The organism is Microbulbifer epialgicus (assembly GCF_041447265.1).
Classification (GTDB): domain Bacteria; phylum Pseudomonadota; class Gammaproteobacteria; order Pseudomonadales; family Cellvibrionaceae; genus Microbulbifer; species Microbulbifer epialgicus.
This window is the reverse complement of the sequence record NZ_JBGMEK010000002.1, coordinates 47878-62717: the sequence shown is the minus strand read 5'-3', so window position 1 is coordinate 62717 and position 14840 is coordinate 47878. Positions and strand designations below refer to the sequence as shown.

At 48.5% G+C, this 14840-nt stretch carries 15 protein-coding genes and 1 pseudogene; 12 read left to right on the top strand and 4 right to left on the bottom strand.

All coding sequences use genetic code 11. The features are described from left to right. Positions 1 to 32 precede the first annotated feature (32 nt). Both ACCI49_RS01620 and ACCI49_RS01615 read right to left on the bottom strand, forming a co-directional pair. On the bottom strand, positions 33 to 1664 hold the full coding sequence (locus ACCI49_RS01620) for a TldD/PmbA family protein (RefSeq protein WP_371837222.1): 1632 nt from the start codon (positions 1662 to 1664) through the stop codon (positions 33 to 35). Positions 1665 to 1876: 212 nt separating this feature from the next. Then, positions 1877 to 3259, bottom strand: a complete 1383-nt coding sequence (locus tag ACCI49_RS01615) for a nicotinate phosphoribosyltransferase (RefSeq protein WP_371837221.1) — start codon at positions 3257 to 3259, stop codon at positions 1877 to 1879. A 610-nt stretch (positions 3260 to 3869) separates the two neighbouring features. Here ACCI49_RS01615 and ACCI49_RS01610 point away from each other — a divergent pair. The 6 genes and pseudogenes from ACCI49_RS01610 (at position 3870) to ACCI49_RS01585 (ending at position 7493) form a co-directional block, all read left to right on the top strand. Further along, complete coding sequence (locus ACCI49_RS01610; protein WP_371837220.1) at positions 3870 to 4016, top strand: hypothetical protein; 147 nt, start codon at positions 3870 to 3872, stop codon at positions 4014 to 4016. 39 nt (positions 4017 to 4055) lie between these two features. Further along, positions 4056 to 4328: pseudogene (locus tag ACCI49_RS01605) on the top strand (flotillin domain-containing protein); the annotation flags it as partial. Between the two features lie 134 nt (positions 4329 to 4462). Next, the gene (locus ACCI49_RS01600; RefSeq protein WP_371837219.1) at positions 4463 to 5026 is read left to right on the top strand and encodes a TFIIB-type zinc ribbon-containing protein; all 564 of its coding nucleotides are present in this window, start codon (positions 4463 to 4465) and stop codon (positions 5024 to 5026) included. A gap of 597 nt (positions 5027 to 5623) precedes the next feature. Continuing rightward, the gene (locus ACCI49_RS01595; protein ID WP_371837218.1) at positions 5624 to 5992 is read left to right on the top strand and encodes a hypothetical protein; all 369 of its coding nucleotides are present in this window, start codon (positions 5624 to 5626) and stop codon (positions 5990 to 5992) included. Positions 5993 to 6213: 221 nt separating this feature from the next. Next, positions 6214 to 7167 (top strand): DnaJ C-terminal domain-containing protein, encoded by a 954-nt coding sequence (locus ACCI49_RS01590; protein ID WP_371837217.1) that lies wholly within the window; start codon positions 6214 to 6216, stop codon positions 7165 to 7167. Between the two features lie 2 nt (positions 7168 to 7169). Then, on the top strand, positions 7170 to 7493 hold the full coding sequence (locus ACCI49_RS01585) for a chaperone modulator CbpM (protein WP_371837216.1): 324 nt from the start codon (positions 7170 to 7172) through the stop codon (positions 7491 to 7493). 6 nt (positions 7494 to 7499) lie between these two features. Here the strand turns inward: ACCI49_RS01585 and ACCI49_RS01580 are convergent, their stop codons facing one another. After that, positions 7500 to 8486: a glycerophosphodiester phosphodiesterase family protein gene (locus ACCI49_RS01580; RefSeq protein ID WP_371837215.1), complete on the bottom strand. Its 987-nt coding sequence runs from the start codon at positions 8484 to 8486 to the stop codon at positions 7500 to 7502. Positions 8487 to 8652: 166 nt separating this feature from the next. Next, the gene (locus tag ACCI49_RS01575; protein WP_371837214.1) at positions 8653 to 9633 is read right to left on the bottom strand and encodes a calcium/sodium antiporter; all 981 of its coding nucleotides are present in this window, start codon (positions 9631 to 9633) and stop codon (positions 8653 to 8655) included. Between the two features lie 128 nt (positions 9634 to 9761). Between ACCI49_RS01575 and ACCI49_RS01570 the strand changes: the two genes are divergently transcribed. The 6 genes from ACCI49_RS01570 to ACCI49_RS01545 all read left to right on the top strand — a co-directional run bounded on the left by ACCI49_RS01570 (position 9762) and on the right by ACCI49_RS01545 (position 14347). Continuing rightward, positions 9762 to 9971: a hypothetical protein gene (locus ACCI49_RS01570; RefSeq protein ID WP_371837213.1), complete on the top strand. Its 210-nt coding sequence runs from the start codon at positions 9762 to 9764 to the stop codon at positions 9969 to 9971. Positions 9972 to 9980: 9 nt separating this feature from the next. After that, positions 9981 to 10229 (top strand): hypothetical protein, encoded by a 249-nt coding sequence (locus ACCI49_RS01565; protein ID WP_371837212.1) that lies wholly within the window; start codon positions 9981 to 9983, stop codon positions 10227 to 10229. Between the two features lie 243 nt (positions 10230 to 10472). Then, positions 10473 to 11552 (top strand): 4-hydroxyphenylpyruvate dioxygenase, encoded by a 1080-nt coding sequence (hppD, locus tag ACCI49_RS01560; protein WP_371837211.1) that lies wholly within the window; start codon positions 10473 to 10475, stop codon positions 11550 to 11552. A 15-nt stretch (positions 11553 to 11567) separates the two neighbouring features. Then, positions 11568 to 12128 carry a VOC family protein gene (locus ACCI49_RS01555; RefSeq protein ID WP_252084079.1) on the top strand — a complete coding sequence of 187 codons (561 nt, stop codon included), beginning with the start codon at positions 11568 to 11570 and terminating at the stop codon, positions 12126 to 12128. Beyond that, entirely contained in the window at positions 12125 to 13132 is a 1008-nt protein-coding gene (locus ACCI49_RS01550; RefSeq protein ID WP_371837210.1) for a fumarylacetoacetate hydrolase family protein, read from the top strand. The genes ACCI49_RS01555 and ACCI49_RS01550 overlap by 4 nt, the downstream gene beginning before the upstream one ends. 648 nt (positions 13133 to 13780) lie before the next feature. Next, on the top strand, positions 13781 to 14347 hold the full coding sequence (locus ACCI49_RS01545) for a putative adhesin (RefSeq protein ID WP_371837209.1): 567 nt from the start codon (positions 13781 to 13783) through the stop codon (positions 14345 to 14347). The last annotated feature ends 493 nt before the right edge of the window (positions 14348 to 14840 follow it).

The following is a 14840-nucleotide window of genomic DNA, read 5'->3' as shown; positions in this document are numbered from 1 at the left end:
CTTTTCTCCAATTACTTATTCTTGTGCGCCCTTCAGGAAATCTTGCGCTTGGTATTGATTACATTAATTTTGTCAAAACGGGTGGTGGAGCAGCCGTGGGATACCGCGCTCACCTGGCTGGGCTGGCCCTTGCCATCGAAGAAGGTTCCGCCCAGGCGGTAATCACTGCTGTCGCATATCGCCGAGCAGGAATTCCAGAATTCCTGGGTGTTGGACTGGTAGGCGACGTCCTCAACCTGGCCGACGATTTCACCGTTTTTGATCTCGTAGAACAGCTGTCCGCCGAACTGGAAGTTGTAGCGCTGCTGATCAATGGAGTAGGAGCCGCGCCCGACGATGTAAATGCCTTTTTCCACATCGCGGATCATGTCTTTGGCTGAGTACTTCTTCTCGCCCGGAGCCAGGGAGACATTGGGCATGCGCTGGAACTGCACGCTGGACCAGCTATCGCCGTAGCTGCAGCCGTGGGATTCCTTTTGGTCGATCATATGCGCCTGATCGCGAGTGGCCTGGTAGTTCACCAGGATGCCGTCTTTTACCAAGTCCCAACGCTTGGTTTTAACCCCTTCGTCGTCATAGGCGACGGCACCGAGGGAGCCTGGTTGTACCTTGTCGGCAAACAGGGTGACTTTGTCGCTGCCGTACTGGAACTTGCCGCTGCGCCACTTATCCAGGGTGGCGAAGGAAGTTCCCGCATAGTTGGCCTCGTAACCCAGCACGCGGTCCAGCTCTAATGGGTGGCCCACAGATTCGTGGATGGTCAGGCATAGGTGCGAGGGTTCCAGTACCAAATCATACTTGCCCGGATCGATAGACTTGGCCGATAGCTTGGCCTGGGCTTGCTCGGCTGCAAGCACTGCATCCTCGGCCATATCATAGGAAGCTTTATAGAGCGTGGTCTGACCGGGAATCTTGTCTTTGTCGTGACCGGCCAGGTATTCATAGCCTCTCCCCACTGGATCACTGAGACCGTTGCGAGTCTTAAAAGCACCGCTCTGCTTATCAACAGCGGTTACCTGCATAGGTGCCCATAGGCGATGGACATCCTGGTCAATATAGGAGCCGTCGCTAGAGGCAAAGTACTTCTGCTCATTAACCAAATACAGGGAAGAGCGGATATAGCTGGCCCCAGCTTTGAGTGCCCCATTGTTAACATCCATCAAAAAATCGACTTTTTCACTGATGGGCACCTGCAGGGCATTCTGTTTGATCGGTGTCTGCCAGGAAACCTCGCCCACCCCTTTTACCGGTGCCAAACGTACGGGCTCAGTTTGGTATTTGGCGTTGGCCTTGGCGACGGCAACCGCCTGGCGGGCAGCAAGTGCTACACCATCGGCTGTCAGATCGTTGGTGGCGGCGAAACCCCAGGTACCGTTGGCGATGACACGAATACCGGCACCGAAGGATTCCGTATTGACGATATCCTCTACGTTGGTTTCGCGAGTCATAACGAACTGGTTGAGATAGCGACCGATGCGCACATCGGTATAGCTGGCCCCGGCCTTGCGCGCCGTATTTAGGACTACATCAGCCAGATGTCGTTTATGAGAGCTGTGCATGCCCTCGTTGAGTAGCTGGTCGGCGCTGACCTGAATGCCCTGCAGAGGTAACAAAATACCACTGGAGCCGACGCCGGCGATCTTGAGGAATTTTCTTCTTTCCATTGGCTACCTTTGTCTCACCAGGCGATAGCACGCCCTAGAGTGAGTTTATTGTTATTGTGCCCGGTACCAAATGAGCCCGGTCGGGCACTTGGTTCAGACTTTGGAAATGCACAACTATCAGGAGTAACCCACTACTGTAAAGTGTTCGCTCGGTGAAGTGAGGTTTGTTAAGGGCAAGTGGTTTGGTGATGGAAGAGAGCGAGACGTGTTGTCTAAACAGCGGCGTTTTTACGTACCTCGTCAAAGTTTGTATCTATAAGGAGCCTGCCGTTACGGAACACTGGTCTCAATAGGTTTTTCTGCTGATCAAGCTCCTCTAGGCGAATGGTTTTTAGCTCGCCATTCTCCAGCTGAATCAGAGCCAGGCGTCCTCGTTTGGATTTTTTCTCAGGGCCTGTGCGTGGATCTTTATAGATATCCCGCCAGCTCCCGTTGATACGAATGCCACTGGCTTTCATTGCAAAGCTCATCAGATCCCGATCAACCTTTTGTAGAAGCTCTCCCCCCATACCAAAGGCGATATTTTCAGCGCTCTGGCGGTGTTCCTTCATAGCCTGAAGAATTTGTGGAATGGTAATGCGTGAGACGCTGTCTCCTTGAATAACCCGGATATAGTTAGGTAGAACACGATAGCCTTTACTGTTGGTGTGAGCGCCAAAAATCCTCATCAGTCGCTCTACACACTCGACAACAATCTGTACAGGGTTGCCAGAATCGGGGCGGATAACCAGGGTGCCGCCATTACTCTTTACGGAATTTTTTAACTGGCCACCCCAGATATTTTCTACCGCGTGCCATAGGTCGTAACTGTCACTGACCACGGCAACAGTTTTGTTCTTACCGGAAAAGTGATGCAGGATATTCTGGTAAGCTGAAGCTTCCCCATCGCGCCCCCAAGCGGTGATAGTGCTGTGTTCCGCTGCGGGAATTGAAAGCCCTGGCATATCGGCATTATAGAATTTTTTTGCACCTAAAATACCAGAGATAGTATCGGTTCCCTGAAAATTCACGAGGTGAGCCATTCCGCCTAGCATGGCACTTTCCAGGCTGCTGGCACCGCGGGCACCAAAGTCATGGAGTTGAAAAGGTAAGTTCTTTGTGGAATCTGCTGTTTCCCGCAAAAAGTGCGCGATAGTTTTTTTTATCTCCCGGCTTTGAGTGGCGACAGTAGAGGGGTACCAGATGGCGCGTACTAATGCAGTTTCCACATAGCTGGTGAGCCAGAAGCATGCAGGGCAGGTGTTGACGATTTGCGCAGTTATATTGTGCAGTGGAATCACCGAGCCCTCTTCCACTGCACTTATTTCCAATGGGAGCAGCCCCGCATGCTTTTGGACTATGTGTTCCCAGCCAGGGCGAAAAAATGGCAAACCGTGAGCATGTAGTAGATGCTCAGCTTCCTCAATATCGGATGTAGTAATGGCCCTTTGTAAGTATTGTTTTATAAAGGCCTGCAGACCAAAAAAAACAGTTTGTTCAAACTCCCCTCCACGACATTCGATATAGCTACTGACATATTCAGTGCCCGGCGGATATTGCAGGTAATGGCTCGCCTTATAACTATCAACATTGAGAATCAGGTTTTGTATCGACATTAAATACGTCTGTTGGTACTGGAATTGCCAAGATGGATTGTCACCAAAAGCCTGTTTTGGTGGTTTAGCTGAAAGAATGTTTGTAAACGGGGTTTATCACTGAAAGAGCTTGTAATTTAACAAAAAATGCTAACTGCCGAGTCCCCGTTCATAAAAAACTACTTGAATTATAGATAGCACAGCAGGTGAATAAAAATTCTCCATTGTCAGCTGGTTCAACTGTACCAACAAGTCATATGGATTTTTATTGGCCTATGTATACAGATATGTACATTCGTATACGTGGCAAGGAAAGGATCAACATGCTCAATAAATCTCAATCCATATCACCCGCGAACAGGCCGCTCAGGAGCGTGCTGCACGCCAGGCGGAAATTGAAGCCCAACGTGAGGTCAGTCAATCCCAGATCGCTGCAGAGCAGGCCACAAAGCTGCTGGAGATTGAAAAAGAGCGCCGTCTAAAAGAACAGGAAATTGAGCGCGAGCGAATTCTTAGTGAGCAGCGTATCTCCAAGGAAAATTCTGTTGAGATTGCTGAGCAGGAGCGAGCAATTGTCGTGGCGGAGAAATCCAAATAGCAATCCCAGGCCGATCAGCAGGCCTATGTTGCTTTGGCTGAAGCAGTAAAGGCTGAGGAGCGGGTACGCACAGCCAAGGATGTGGAAGTGGCCGAGCGTGACAAGCGCATTGAAATTATTGAGGCACAAAAGGCCATTGAACGCCAGGTTACGGGTATCAAGGTTATGGCGGGAGCTTAGAAAGCGGCCGCTGAAGACAAGGCCGAAGCCTTACGCCTACATGAGAATCTGCCCAATATTATCCGTGAAAGCGTTAAGCCACTGGAAAGTATTGAGAGTATGAAGATTATTTCTGTTGAAGGCCTTAGCGGAGTCGATGGTCGCGCCTCTTCCGGTGTTCTCGATGGCGAAACGGAAGCTAAAGGCCAGAGTCTGCCAGAAGCCTTGGTAGGAAGTGCACTGAGGCATCGGGCCATGGCACCGCTTGTGGATTCTTTATTGAAAGAGGCTGGTGTTGGAAACTTGAGTAAGTCTGTTGAAAAGGGAGTTTAATGTGAAACTCAATTTAGAAAACATGAATTTTTCGACGTATTGTCGCTTTAAATAGCCTGATTAACAGTAACTTAAGCTTTTTAACCCGGATCTGCTTAAATAGATCCGGGTTATTTATTTGGGAGAAGGAAGATATGAAGCGTTGTACCAGTTGTAAAGAAGGCGTGCTTAAACCAGGTTTTATCGAAGAATTGTTTCGTGCGCACACTTGTTCAAGCTGTGGTGGCAACTGGATTCTCGTTGAAGACTTTCTAATCTGGAAAAGGCAAAATCCTGAACATCAATTTCCGGATGATTTAGAAAATTTAAATGATGTAGTTGCCGAAGATACCAAGCGAGCTATTTTATGCCCAGTATCAGGTGTGATTATGCAGAAATTTAAAATCATGTCAGGTAGTGAACATCGCCTTGATTACAGCGCTATGGTTGGCGGGATTTGGCTGGATAAGGGTGAATGGGAACTTCTGAAAGCTGAAGGACTTGCTGGATCACTGAACTTTCTGGTAACTCATGAGTGGCAGAAGAAAATTAGAAGCACTAAAGCTCAAGAGACTTTTTCTGAGATTTATAAAGCCAGATTTGGTGAAGAGCTATATGCGAAAGTTAAAGACGTTCGTGAGTGGCTACATTCTCAAGAGCAGAAAATAGATATTCTTGCATATTTGACTGCGGAAGACCCTTATTCCGCAGAGCGTTAATGATTAATGTTCCCGCTGTTATTATTTTGAGGGGGATTAGAGATTACTTTAATTCCCCTTTCGACAAAAATAAACTTTTAAAATAAAAGCCTTCATGATTTCTTGACCTTCCATTCTTAATGGAATTTTTAGTCCATATGAACCTTCATCGTTTTGTATGTAGGTTTTGCCACCTTTTAGGTTGTGTGATCGTAATTCTCTCTAAACGTACTATTGGGTCAGAAGGAGAGAATGCACTGCACTCAAGACTCGCTGTGAATACATCCCTATAAGCTCGTAATCGGCATCCATGCCTAATACGGTCCCGAGTGCAATGTATTCTTTCCTTTCCTCTTTTTAGTAAGATAAATATTGTTCGTTGGATGTAATGTTTTTTTATGGGTTTTAAAAAATGCGAATGATGCATAAAACAAGTTCACAAGAATATCCCCGACTGTTAATTAAAATTTATCGGGCGAAATTGATAGCTTGGTCTCAATTTGTTGCGGTATGTTTTTTTTGGTGTATAGGAAATACAAAGACTAAATGTTAACCTCTCCAAGGTCGCTGATTTAATTGCGATTAAAAAGGATGTATAACAATAATAAGGTTAGGAATATGGCTATCAAAAAAATTTTACTAGCAAGCTCTTTGTTAATTGCCTCATCCCTCGCTGTACCGGCATTTTCTGCTAATTTGGTTTGTCAGCTCAATGTTAAGTCCGGGGGGCAGGTTATGGGTAATGGCACCTCCAGCTGCAATGGAATAGATTTTAGTTTCGGCAGCTCCACTTCTGGGAGTTGGAGTATTACAAATATCACTAAATCCATTGATCGAATTCACTGGATAAAAGGCTGTAGTTCTGGATTATCGTGCAGCGTGACAGTCAGAGCCTATTCATCAAATGAAGCTCAAGCATATATTCATTATGACGATGGCAGTATTGAGTACGTGGAAGCAGATATGTGGTATGAAACTGGGTATTAATGTCTAGTGTATGGGCGTCGATAATTAATCGGCGCCGATTATAAGATCCTTATTTAGCAAATAATTTAATAAGTTGTGCCATTTCATAGTCCCTCTGTTTTTAAATCCCTCCTAATTGAATGACATAATCAATCGAAAAGTCTCTTGGAAATGTAACTAACGCCAAAATAACAACAAGTGAATGATGGCAAACTGCTCCATCATCGGCTTTTATTAAAGCCATGGAATACAAGGATTACTACAAAATTCTCGGTTTAGAAAGGAGCGCCGATCAGGCAGAGGTGAAACGCGCCTATCGGAAGTTGGCGCGTAAATACCACCCCGATGTGAGCAGCGAAAGTAACGCTGAAGAGCGCTTTAAAGAGGTCAATGAAGCTTATGAAGTCCTCAAAGATCCCGAGAAGCGCGCTGCTTACGACCATTTAGGGGCTGGTTATCAGTCCGGTCAGGATTTCCGTCCGCCACCTGATTGGGATCAGGGATTTGAATTCCACGGTGGGGGCTATACCGGTGCTGATTCTGCGGCGTTTAGCGATTTCTTTGAAAGTCTTTTTGGAGGGGGCGGATTTCGTCAGTCTTATGGTCATGGACAGCGCCGTCAATTCAATGCTCAAGGTGAGAACACCTATGCACGTATTGCCATAGACCTTGAAGACAGCTATCGAGGAGCCACACGTCAAATTAGCTTGAAGCATTCTGTACTCGGTGCAGATGGACGCCCACAGCTGCGTGAGCGAACTCTCAAAGTAAAAATTCCCAAAGGCGTTACCGAAGGCCAACAGATTCGTTTGGCGGGGCAGGGTGAGCCCGGTATTGGAGATGGACTTTCCGGTGATCTTTATTTGGAGATTACTTTTAACCCCCATTCGCTGTATCACGCTGAGGGCAAGACCGTGTATCTGGATTTGCCGTTGGCGCCCTGGGAGATTGCTCTGGGGGCTAAAGTTCAGGTGCCGACTCCAGATGGGCCGGTGAAGTTGACTATTCCAGCAAACAGTACAAACGGCAAAAAACTGCGTCTGAAAGGACGGGGGATTCCTGCCAAGCAACCTGGAGATATGTACGTAGTGATGCAAACTGTCACACCACCTGCCGGTAGTGATGCTCAGCGGGAAGCTTATCGACAGTTTAGCGATGCATTTGACTTCAACCCACGCCAGTCCATGGGGGGCTGAAGATGGAACGGAAGGAACTTGAGCAGGTTTCCGGGGTTCTTCTGGATGAAGAAAGTGAGCTCAGCCTCAGCGAGTTGTGCAGGGCCTGTGGAATGCCGGCGGAGCGTATAATTGCCTTAGTTGAAGAGGGGATTATCGAGCCTCGTAGGGGTGCAGCCCAGTGGCGTTTCAGCGGTATTTGTATTCGCCGTGTGCGTCGGGTTTATACCCTTGAGCGCGACCTGGGCGTGAACTTGGCCGGGGCTGCTTTGGCTTTGGAATTACTTGATGAAATAGAGCGATTGCAGGCGCACCTAGCTCAGCTTGAGGAGCGCCATAAGCGCTAATAACTTTTATTGTGCCACTCTCAAGTGTGGGCCTATAACCTCAATTTTTTCAATCCATATAGCGCCACTGTAGTCTTGGGGGAGGTAATTTAATTCCTCCGGCTTGTATATACCTGCCAATCCCTTCTTGCCGCCTTTGTGATTTACCGCCATAACCAAACTTCCCGCCTGAGCGACCCGCGCAGAATAGCGATTGGGCCAACCCCAAAGGGCCCATTGCCAAGTGTTAGGCGCGACCACAATGCTGTTGTGACAGGCATCGGGCATATAGCCGCTCCAACCAATAAGCACATATTGCAGCGCGCATTTCTTTGCGCTGGCCTTGCTGAAGGCTAGTGCCCCTGGTCGTAATTCCCGGATTCTTTCAATCGGGCGGGTGCCGCCGTAGACCATCAGACGGGAGTCAGTGAGTAACTGATGCTGACGCAGATAGGCATCTAACCGGTCTGCTTCTGTTGGGTCATTGCTTTTTATATTGATAAGGAATTGTCGATTCGGAAAATGTTGCAGAATCTCCTTTAAAGTAGGTAGCTGCCCGATACCTTGGCCGCGAAAGGGAAAAGTTACACCACCATCGAAGGTATAACCGTAGCCAATATCGAGCTTCTTTAAGTCTGCGAGGGAATGTTCCCGAGTAACGCCTTTTCCATCTGTACGGCAATCCAGGGTCCAGTCATGAAAAACGGCAAACTCACCATCAGTGGTGGGATGAATGTCTAGTTCAACAATATCTGCACCGTGAGCAAAGGCGGCCTCCATGGAGGGTATAGTGTTTTCCAGGTAGCTGTGTTCAGGTCGGAATATACGAATAGCAGTGCAATCGTCACGTCCCAGGTTATCGCGATTGTAGGTTTGGTAGACTCCACGATGGGAAATCAGGATGGGATCTCCCTGGGGAGCCGGTGCCAGCCAGGAAGCATTGAGTAGATAGATCGCCCCAAATCCGAGAAGAGAAGTCAGTACTCCAATTTTGATGATAGTACCCCGCCCCATAAAATTGTCTCCGCATTTCCTGTTGAAGATGCGCCAATACTAGCTGCCTTTGGTTCGTAGAAATGGACTTTGAGGGGGCAAATTAAGGCAAATTAAGGCAAATTAAGGCAAATTAAGGCAAATTCGGGCGAGGGACAGGGCGACCGGAGCCGCCCTGAATCTGGCTTTAGAGTGCAGCCTTCGTGATAGTAATAATCAGATAGCCTGTGTAGACAAGATAAGCTGTCAACAGAGCGCAGCCTTCCCAGCGATTAATGCGTCCCTGACCTCGAAAGCCGTAGGCGAAGATAAATAGAGCAATGGTGAGGCCAATCACCATGGGCCAATCCCTGGACAAAACTTCAGGTGGCACGCTTGGCATGGGAGCGATGGTACCGGCGATGCCAATTACGGCAAGCAGATTAAACATATTGGAACCGACCACATTGCCTATGGCGATATCGTGTTCGCCCTTGCGTGCGGCCACGATAGTGGCTGCGAGTTCTGGCAGGGAGGTGCCGAGAGCCACGATAGTAAGGCCGATAATCAGATCGCTGACCCCCAGGGACTCTGCAATCGTAACCGCACCCCATACCAATATACGTGAGCTGACAATTAATAGGACCAGGCCGGCTACTACCCAAAAAATGGCCCGCCCCAGAGGCATGGAATGTTCTTCCAGTTCTCCCGCGACTTCTCCTTCGAGTTGATCGCCCTTTCCACGCAAGGCGGAGAAAATACTCCAGCTGATTAGAGCGAAGAAGCCCAACAGCAGGATGATAGCCTCCCAACGTTCCAACTTGTCATTCCAAAGGAATGCGCCACTTAGCAAGGTGATTGCAAGCAGCAGGGGCAACTCCTTACGCACGATTTTTGAGTGAACCGTAAGTGGGATGATGAGCGCGCTAAGGCCGAGAATCAGGCCTGTGTTGGCAATATTGGAGCCAAAAGCATTGCCTAGAGCTAGCCCGGGGCTGCCGTCCAGCGCGGCAATGGCGGAAACCACCATTTCCGGCGCGGAGGTTCCGAAGCCGACGATCACCATGCCGATTAGCAGTGTAGGCATACCGGCGTGCTTGGCAGTGGCTGCGGCGCCTTCTACGAAGCGGTCAGCACTCCAGACCAGTACAACAAAGCCGGTGATAATGGCGAGAGCGGCAAGAAGCATAGGCGATCCTCAATAGATATAGTCGAATTGGGGCACTGCCCGACAAAAGGGAGCGATTGTAACGAGTCTCGGTGTTACAAACAGGGGTATGGTCTGTTAGACGGCGCGATAAATGAAAATAAACGAAAATGTCCCGCCAGTCAGGCGATTTTGCGCCAGTCTGGACTACAGTCAATGCATGGCCCGGTAAATCTGCGGGATGGCTTATGGGTGTCGCCCTTGGGCGCGGTGCCTCGCCCAGCTGGTGGAGATGTCGGGTAAATCTACGCGGGTCGCACAAAGCAATGCGCGGCAGATTCCGCGATATCCATGTCACCGGCCACTCGCCGGGTATCTAGGAGGCCTATATGCAACTCAAAGCTTCAATCGGAATACTGGCCGCGGCACTGGTGCTGACCCTGTCCGCCTGCGAACATCGTAAAAAGGAGGAGTCGATGGAAAAGAAAGGGATGGGAGCGACCGAAACCGGCTGTTGCCAGCACGCGGAAAGTGCCTGCGCCGGTGATGTCACCAAATCTCAATGCGACCAGATGAATGGTAAGTTTCACAAGGATCATATGTGCCGCAGGGACAACGGAAAGTGTGCCCGCGAGTAATGCTGATAACGCCGGGTGCGGTGCTGATCCTCACCGCACCCGATCTTTTACATCTTTAGACATCCCCCACTCTCCCATCAAAGAGTCGTTTTGCGACTAAAAAGGCTAACCGGATAAGCCGTTAGCTGACGGCGGCAAGCCCACTTGACATTAGTTACATCTGCAACTAACTTCGTTTGCGTTTTAAATCCACAATCCGCAGCCCACCTTTCGGGGCCGCGATGATAAGAAATGGAGGACCGCATGGCGGACTTATTTGAAAACCCGATGGGTCTTAACGGCTTCGAATTCGTAGAGTTTACCGCGCCAGAAAAAGGTATCCTTGAAACCGTATTTACTGCCATGGGCTTTGAGAAAGTCGCCCGTCACCGCTCCAAGGATGTTGAGCTATGGCGTCAGGGTGATATTAACTTTATCACTAACTACGAGCCCAACAGCCACGCCTATTACTATGCCCAGGAGCACGGCCCCTCTGCATGTGGTCTGGCCTTCCGAGTGAAAGATTCCAAGTTTGCTTACGAAGAGGCCCTGCGTAAGGGCGCGCAACCGGTAGAGGTGAATACAGGCCCCATGGAGCTGCATCTGCCTGCGATTAAGGGGATTGGCGGTGCGACCCTGTATTTGATCGACCGTTATAAAGACGGTGAGTCCATCTACGATATCGACTTTATCTGGGAGGAAGGCGCAGACCGCCGCCCCGAAGGTTGTGGTTTCCATACCCTGGACCACCTCACCCACAACGTATATCGCGGTCGTATGGACTATTGGGCCAAGTACTACGAGGACCTGTTTAATTTCCGCGAGATCCGTTACTTCGATATCAAAGGCGAGTACACCGGCCTGCTGTCAAAGGCTATGACCGCGCCCGATGGCAAGATCCGTATCCCGCTGAACGAAGAAGCGGCCGGTGGCGGTGGCCAGATCGAAGAATTCCTGATGAAGTACAACGGTGAGGGTATCCAGCATATCGCCTTTGCCTGTGATGACTTGATCGCCTGTTGGGATCGTCTGAAAGAGCGCGGTATGGAGTTTATGACTCCGCCGCCGGACACTTACTACGAAATGCTGGAAGAGCGCCTACCCGGCCACGGTGAGCCCACCGAAGAATTCCAGAGCCGCGGCATCCTACTCGATGGCACCACCGAGGGCGGACAGCCGCGTCTGCTGCTGCAGATCTTCTCCGCCAATATGCTAGGCCCGGTATTTTTCGAATTTATCCAGCGCAAGGAAGACGAAGGATTTGGAGAGGGCAACTTTAAGGCCCTGTTCGAATCCATTGAGCGCGACCAGCTCAAGCGCGGCGTCATTAAAGAAAAGGAATAAAAAGCGGAGGCTTCAATGGGCATTAAGCGCATTCACCACGTGGCGTATCGCTGCAGGGACGCCAAGGAGACAGTGGAGTTCTACCGCGACCTTCTCGGTATGGACTTCCAGCTGGCCATTGCCGAAAACGAGGTACCATCAACCGGTGAGCCGGACCCTTACATGCATGTCTTTATGGATGCGGGTATGGGGAATGTGCTTGCCTTCTTCGAAATCCCCAACTCCCCGGAGATGGGGCGCGATGAGAACACACCCAAATGGGTGCAGCATATCGCTTTCGAAGTGGAGTCCATGGAAGAAATGCTTGAGACCAAAGCGCGACTGGAAGCGGCCGGGGTCGACGTACTTGGCCCTACCAATCACACTATCTTCCAGTCGATCTACTTCTTCGACCCCAACGGCCATCGTATTGAGCTGGCTGCCAATACCGCCAAGCCTGGTATGCACAAAGAGCTGAAGCGGGTTGCTGAGGATATGTTGGAAGAGTGGTCGCGTACGAAAAAAGCCCCGAGACATGCCGCCTGGATGCACGGGGAAGAAGAATTTGTGGAAAAAACTGAAGGGGAGGCACAGTGAAGTTAGCCAGCCTTAAATCCGGCCGCGATGGTCAACTGGTTGTTGTTAGCGACGATCTTACCCGTATGGAGCCAGCTGGTGATATTGCCCCCACCATGCAGAGTGCGTTGGACAATTGGGCATCAGTTAGCAGCGAGTTGGAGAAGCTACACGAGCGCCTGCAAAATGGCGAGATTCAAGGGGAAGCCTTTGACCAAACTCTGTGTGCTTCGCCTTTACCGCGCGCATATCACTGGGCCGACGGTAGTGCTTACGTGAATCATGTTGAGCTGGTGCGCAAAGCCCGCGGTGCCGAGGTACCGGAGAGCTTCTACAGCGACCCGCTCATGTATCAAGGTGGTTCCGATACCTTCCTGGATCCACGCGAGCCGGTAAAGATGCCGCAAAGCAATGGCTTTGGCATCGACTTCGAGGCAGAAATTGCCGTGATCACCGACGATGTCCCTATGGGGGTGTCCGCTGAGGATGCACTGTCCCATATCAAGTTGGTGATGCTGGTGAATGATGTTTCCCTGCGCGGCTTGATCCCTGCGGAATTGGCCAAGGGGTTTGGTTTCTACCAGTCCAAACCCTCCAGCGCTTTCTCACCGGTATGCGTGACTCCAGAGCAGCTGGGTGAAAACTGGCGCGAGGGTAAATTGCACCTGCCGCTTGTTTCCCACCTGAATGGGGAAAAGTTCGGCGAGCCCAATGCCGGCGTGGATATGACTTTCCATTTCGGCCAGCTGGTTGCCCATGCAGCCAGAACCCGCCCACTTTGTGCGGGTACCATTATTGGTTCCGGTACCGTCTCCAATAAGTTGGATGGTGGCCCTGGTAAGCCTGTCGCAGAGGGTGGGGTTGGTTACAGCTGCATTGCAGAGATTCGTATGATTGAGACCATCCAGAATGGCTCAGCGAGCACGCCATTTATGGACTTTGGCAATACTATTGCTATCGAAATGCTCGATGATAAAGGCCAGTCAATTTTTGGTCGTATTGAGCAGACTGTAGAGCAGGTTTAATTTTACAGATGATAAAATCCGACTGAATGGAATCAACGGAGTCTTTTGACTGCTGAATTCTTTCAGTCGGTTTTTACTTTTACTGAGAATTGAATTTTCTTTCGTTTGTTTCTGACAAAAGAAAAGTTCAAATTCTTATTTTGGAAAATTTCCCTCTCTGTCATCATACAAAGAAGAGAGTATTATTTAAGCCGAATCTAGCGTTAAATAATGATACTGTCTTAAGCCAAAAAGGCATGTTTTTTGACCAGTTAAAAAACAGCCAGGCCTTGGCTCTATCCTAAATCCCTAGATAAGCTCTATGTCTAAAATGCCTGCTGTTGAGCGAATAAACTCAACTATAATCTTGAGCAGTGTGAATTAGTTTTTAACTCTGGTCAGAAATTATAATTTAATCAAATAAATTAAATTATAAGCCTTCCAGTTTACCTCTTCGACTTAAAGCCAATGCAGCGCTAAAAAATAGTGTCAGAGTCAGTTTAAAAATGCTTGCACACTCGGTGTATATGACTTTGACTAATAGCCCTTAACTGAATGATTTTGTAGTTCTTACTTGATTTTTGAGCATTTACTAGGCTTGTATTAGGTGCCTCAGGCAGTAGGAGCTCTTTGTTTGAATAGTGAAAATAAGCTGGAGGAAATTAATTTATGGAAATCTATTTAATTGGTCATGGAGGCAGACTTGAGTCTGATGGCGAATGTGAAGTGCCGCCCAATGTTATTTTACATTTTTATTGCCCGGATAAGAAAAAGTTTGATAGTAGCTGGGAGAAAGCAATAAGATCAGGGTCAGGTGTGGATCATAAAGATTTCAGTCATGAACCACACGTCTCTGGTAGCCGATGCAAGAATTATCGCTTGGCACACCCTGGAGGAATTAAATCACTTGTATCTTATGCATCTCTTCATCCTTTAAAAAATCCATATTATGTTGGTTCAAATCTACGAGACCAGCTGAATTGCGCAGTTAAGGATAGGGCCGGAGAATGGTACGTTTCTTTGCAGGATGTTCTTAATTCAGTAAAACCAAATGGCTCAATTTGTCACGTACATTGGTTCGCTTGTCGTGATGATATCACTGGAATAGAAGACGATTTTGCAAAAGAGGCGAAAGGCATGTATGGCGGTATTGCGCTTGAGAGCAACTCTAAAGCGCCTGCTGGAAAACTAGATATGAATAAATATGCCGGCTTAAGCTTATTTCAGAAAAAGTAGGGATTGATAATGTTCGAATCAGGAGAAGCTCGGGCTCTAGCTGGCTTTAAGGTATAAAGCTTACTAAGTCAGACTTTTTCTGATTAGCTATGATGCATGCAATGCAAATTAAATAGATACTAAAAAGGGGAAGGAAAGAATACACTGCGCTCGGGACCGTATGAGGCATGGATGCCGATTACGAGCTTACAGGGATGTATTCACAGCGAGTCTCGAGTGCAGTGTATTCTTTCCTTCTGGCCCAGTAGTAAAAGCTGTTTTATAATTTTTTACAGTTGTCCTGTTTATTTACATTAATGGTTTGAATGAAAACTATATAGACGTGAAATTTTTTTGAAAAAATAGAAAACTTTTGGTGGTTTATAGGTTTTTCCGAGTTTTAAAGCGGCCGCTATTCATATCGTAATTTGAATATTAAAAGGAGTATGGTTGGCAGGTGAATTGTGTTGAGCTACGTCTTCATGTCCTTATGCCCCGCTGAAAATTATTTATT

Bases quoted from the DNA above. Each gene is read 5' to 3' on its own strand.
- ACCI49_RS01615 (WP_371837221.1), bottom strand. From the start codon at position 3,259: ATGTCGATACAAAACCTGATTCTCAATGTTGATAGTTATAAGGCGAGC.
- ACCI49_RS01620 (WP_371837222.1), bottom strand. From the start codon at position 1,664: ATGGAAAGAAGAAAATTCCTCAAGATCGCCGGCGTCGGCTCCAGTGGT.
- hppD (WP_371837211.1), top strand. From the start codon at position 10,473: ATGGCGGACTTATTTGAAAACCCGATGGGTCTTAACGGCTTCGAATTC.
- ACCI49_RS01555 (WP_252084079.1), top strand. From the start codon at position 11,568: ATGGGCATTAAGCGCATTCACCACGTGGCGTATCGCTGCAGGGACGCC.
- ACCI49_RS01545 (WP_371837209.1), top strand. From the start codon at position 13,781: ATGGAAATCTATTTAATTGGTCATGGAGGCAGACTTGAGTCTGATGGC.
- ACCI49_RS01595 (WP_371837218.1), top strand. From the start codon at position 5,624: ATGGCTATCAAAAAAATTTTACTAGCAAGCTCTTTGTTAATTGCCTCA.
- ACCI49_RS01580 (WP_371837215.1), bottom strand. From the start codon at position 8,486: ATGGGGCGGGGTACTATCATCAAAATTGGAGTACTGACTTCTCTTCTC.
- ACCI49_RS01590 (WP_371837217.1), top strand. From the start codon at position 6,214: ATGGAATACAAGGATTACTACAAAATTCTCGGTTTAGAAAGGAGCGCC.
- ACCI49_RS01565 (WP_371837212.1), top strand. From the start codon at position 9,981: ATGCAACTCAAAGCTTCAATCGGAATACTGGCCGCGGCACTGGTGCTG.
- ACCI49_RS01585 (WP_371837216.1), top strand. From the start codon at position 7,170: ATGGAACGGAAGGAACTTGAGCAGGTTTCCGGGGTTCTTCTGGATGAA.
- ACCI49_RS01575 (WP_371837214.1), bottom strand. From the start codon at position 9,633: ATGCTTCTTGCCGCTCTCGCCATTATCACCGGCTTTGTTGTACTGGTC.
- ACCI49_RS01570 (WP_371837213.1), top strand. From the start codon at position 9,762: ATGTCCCGCCAGTCAGGCGATTTTGCGCCAGTCTGGACTACAGTCAAT.
- ACCI49_RS01600 (WP_371837219.1), top strand. From the start codon at position 4,463: ATGAAGCGTTGTACCAGTTGTAAAGAAGGCGTGCTTAAACCAGGTTTT.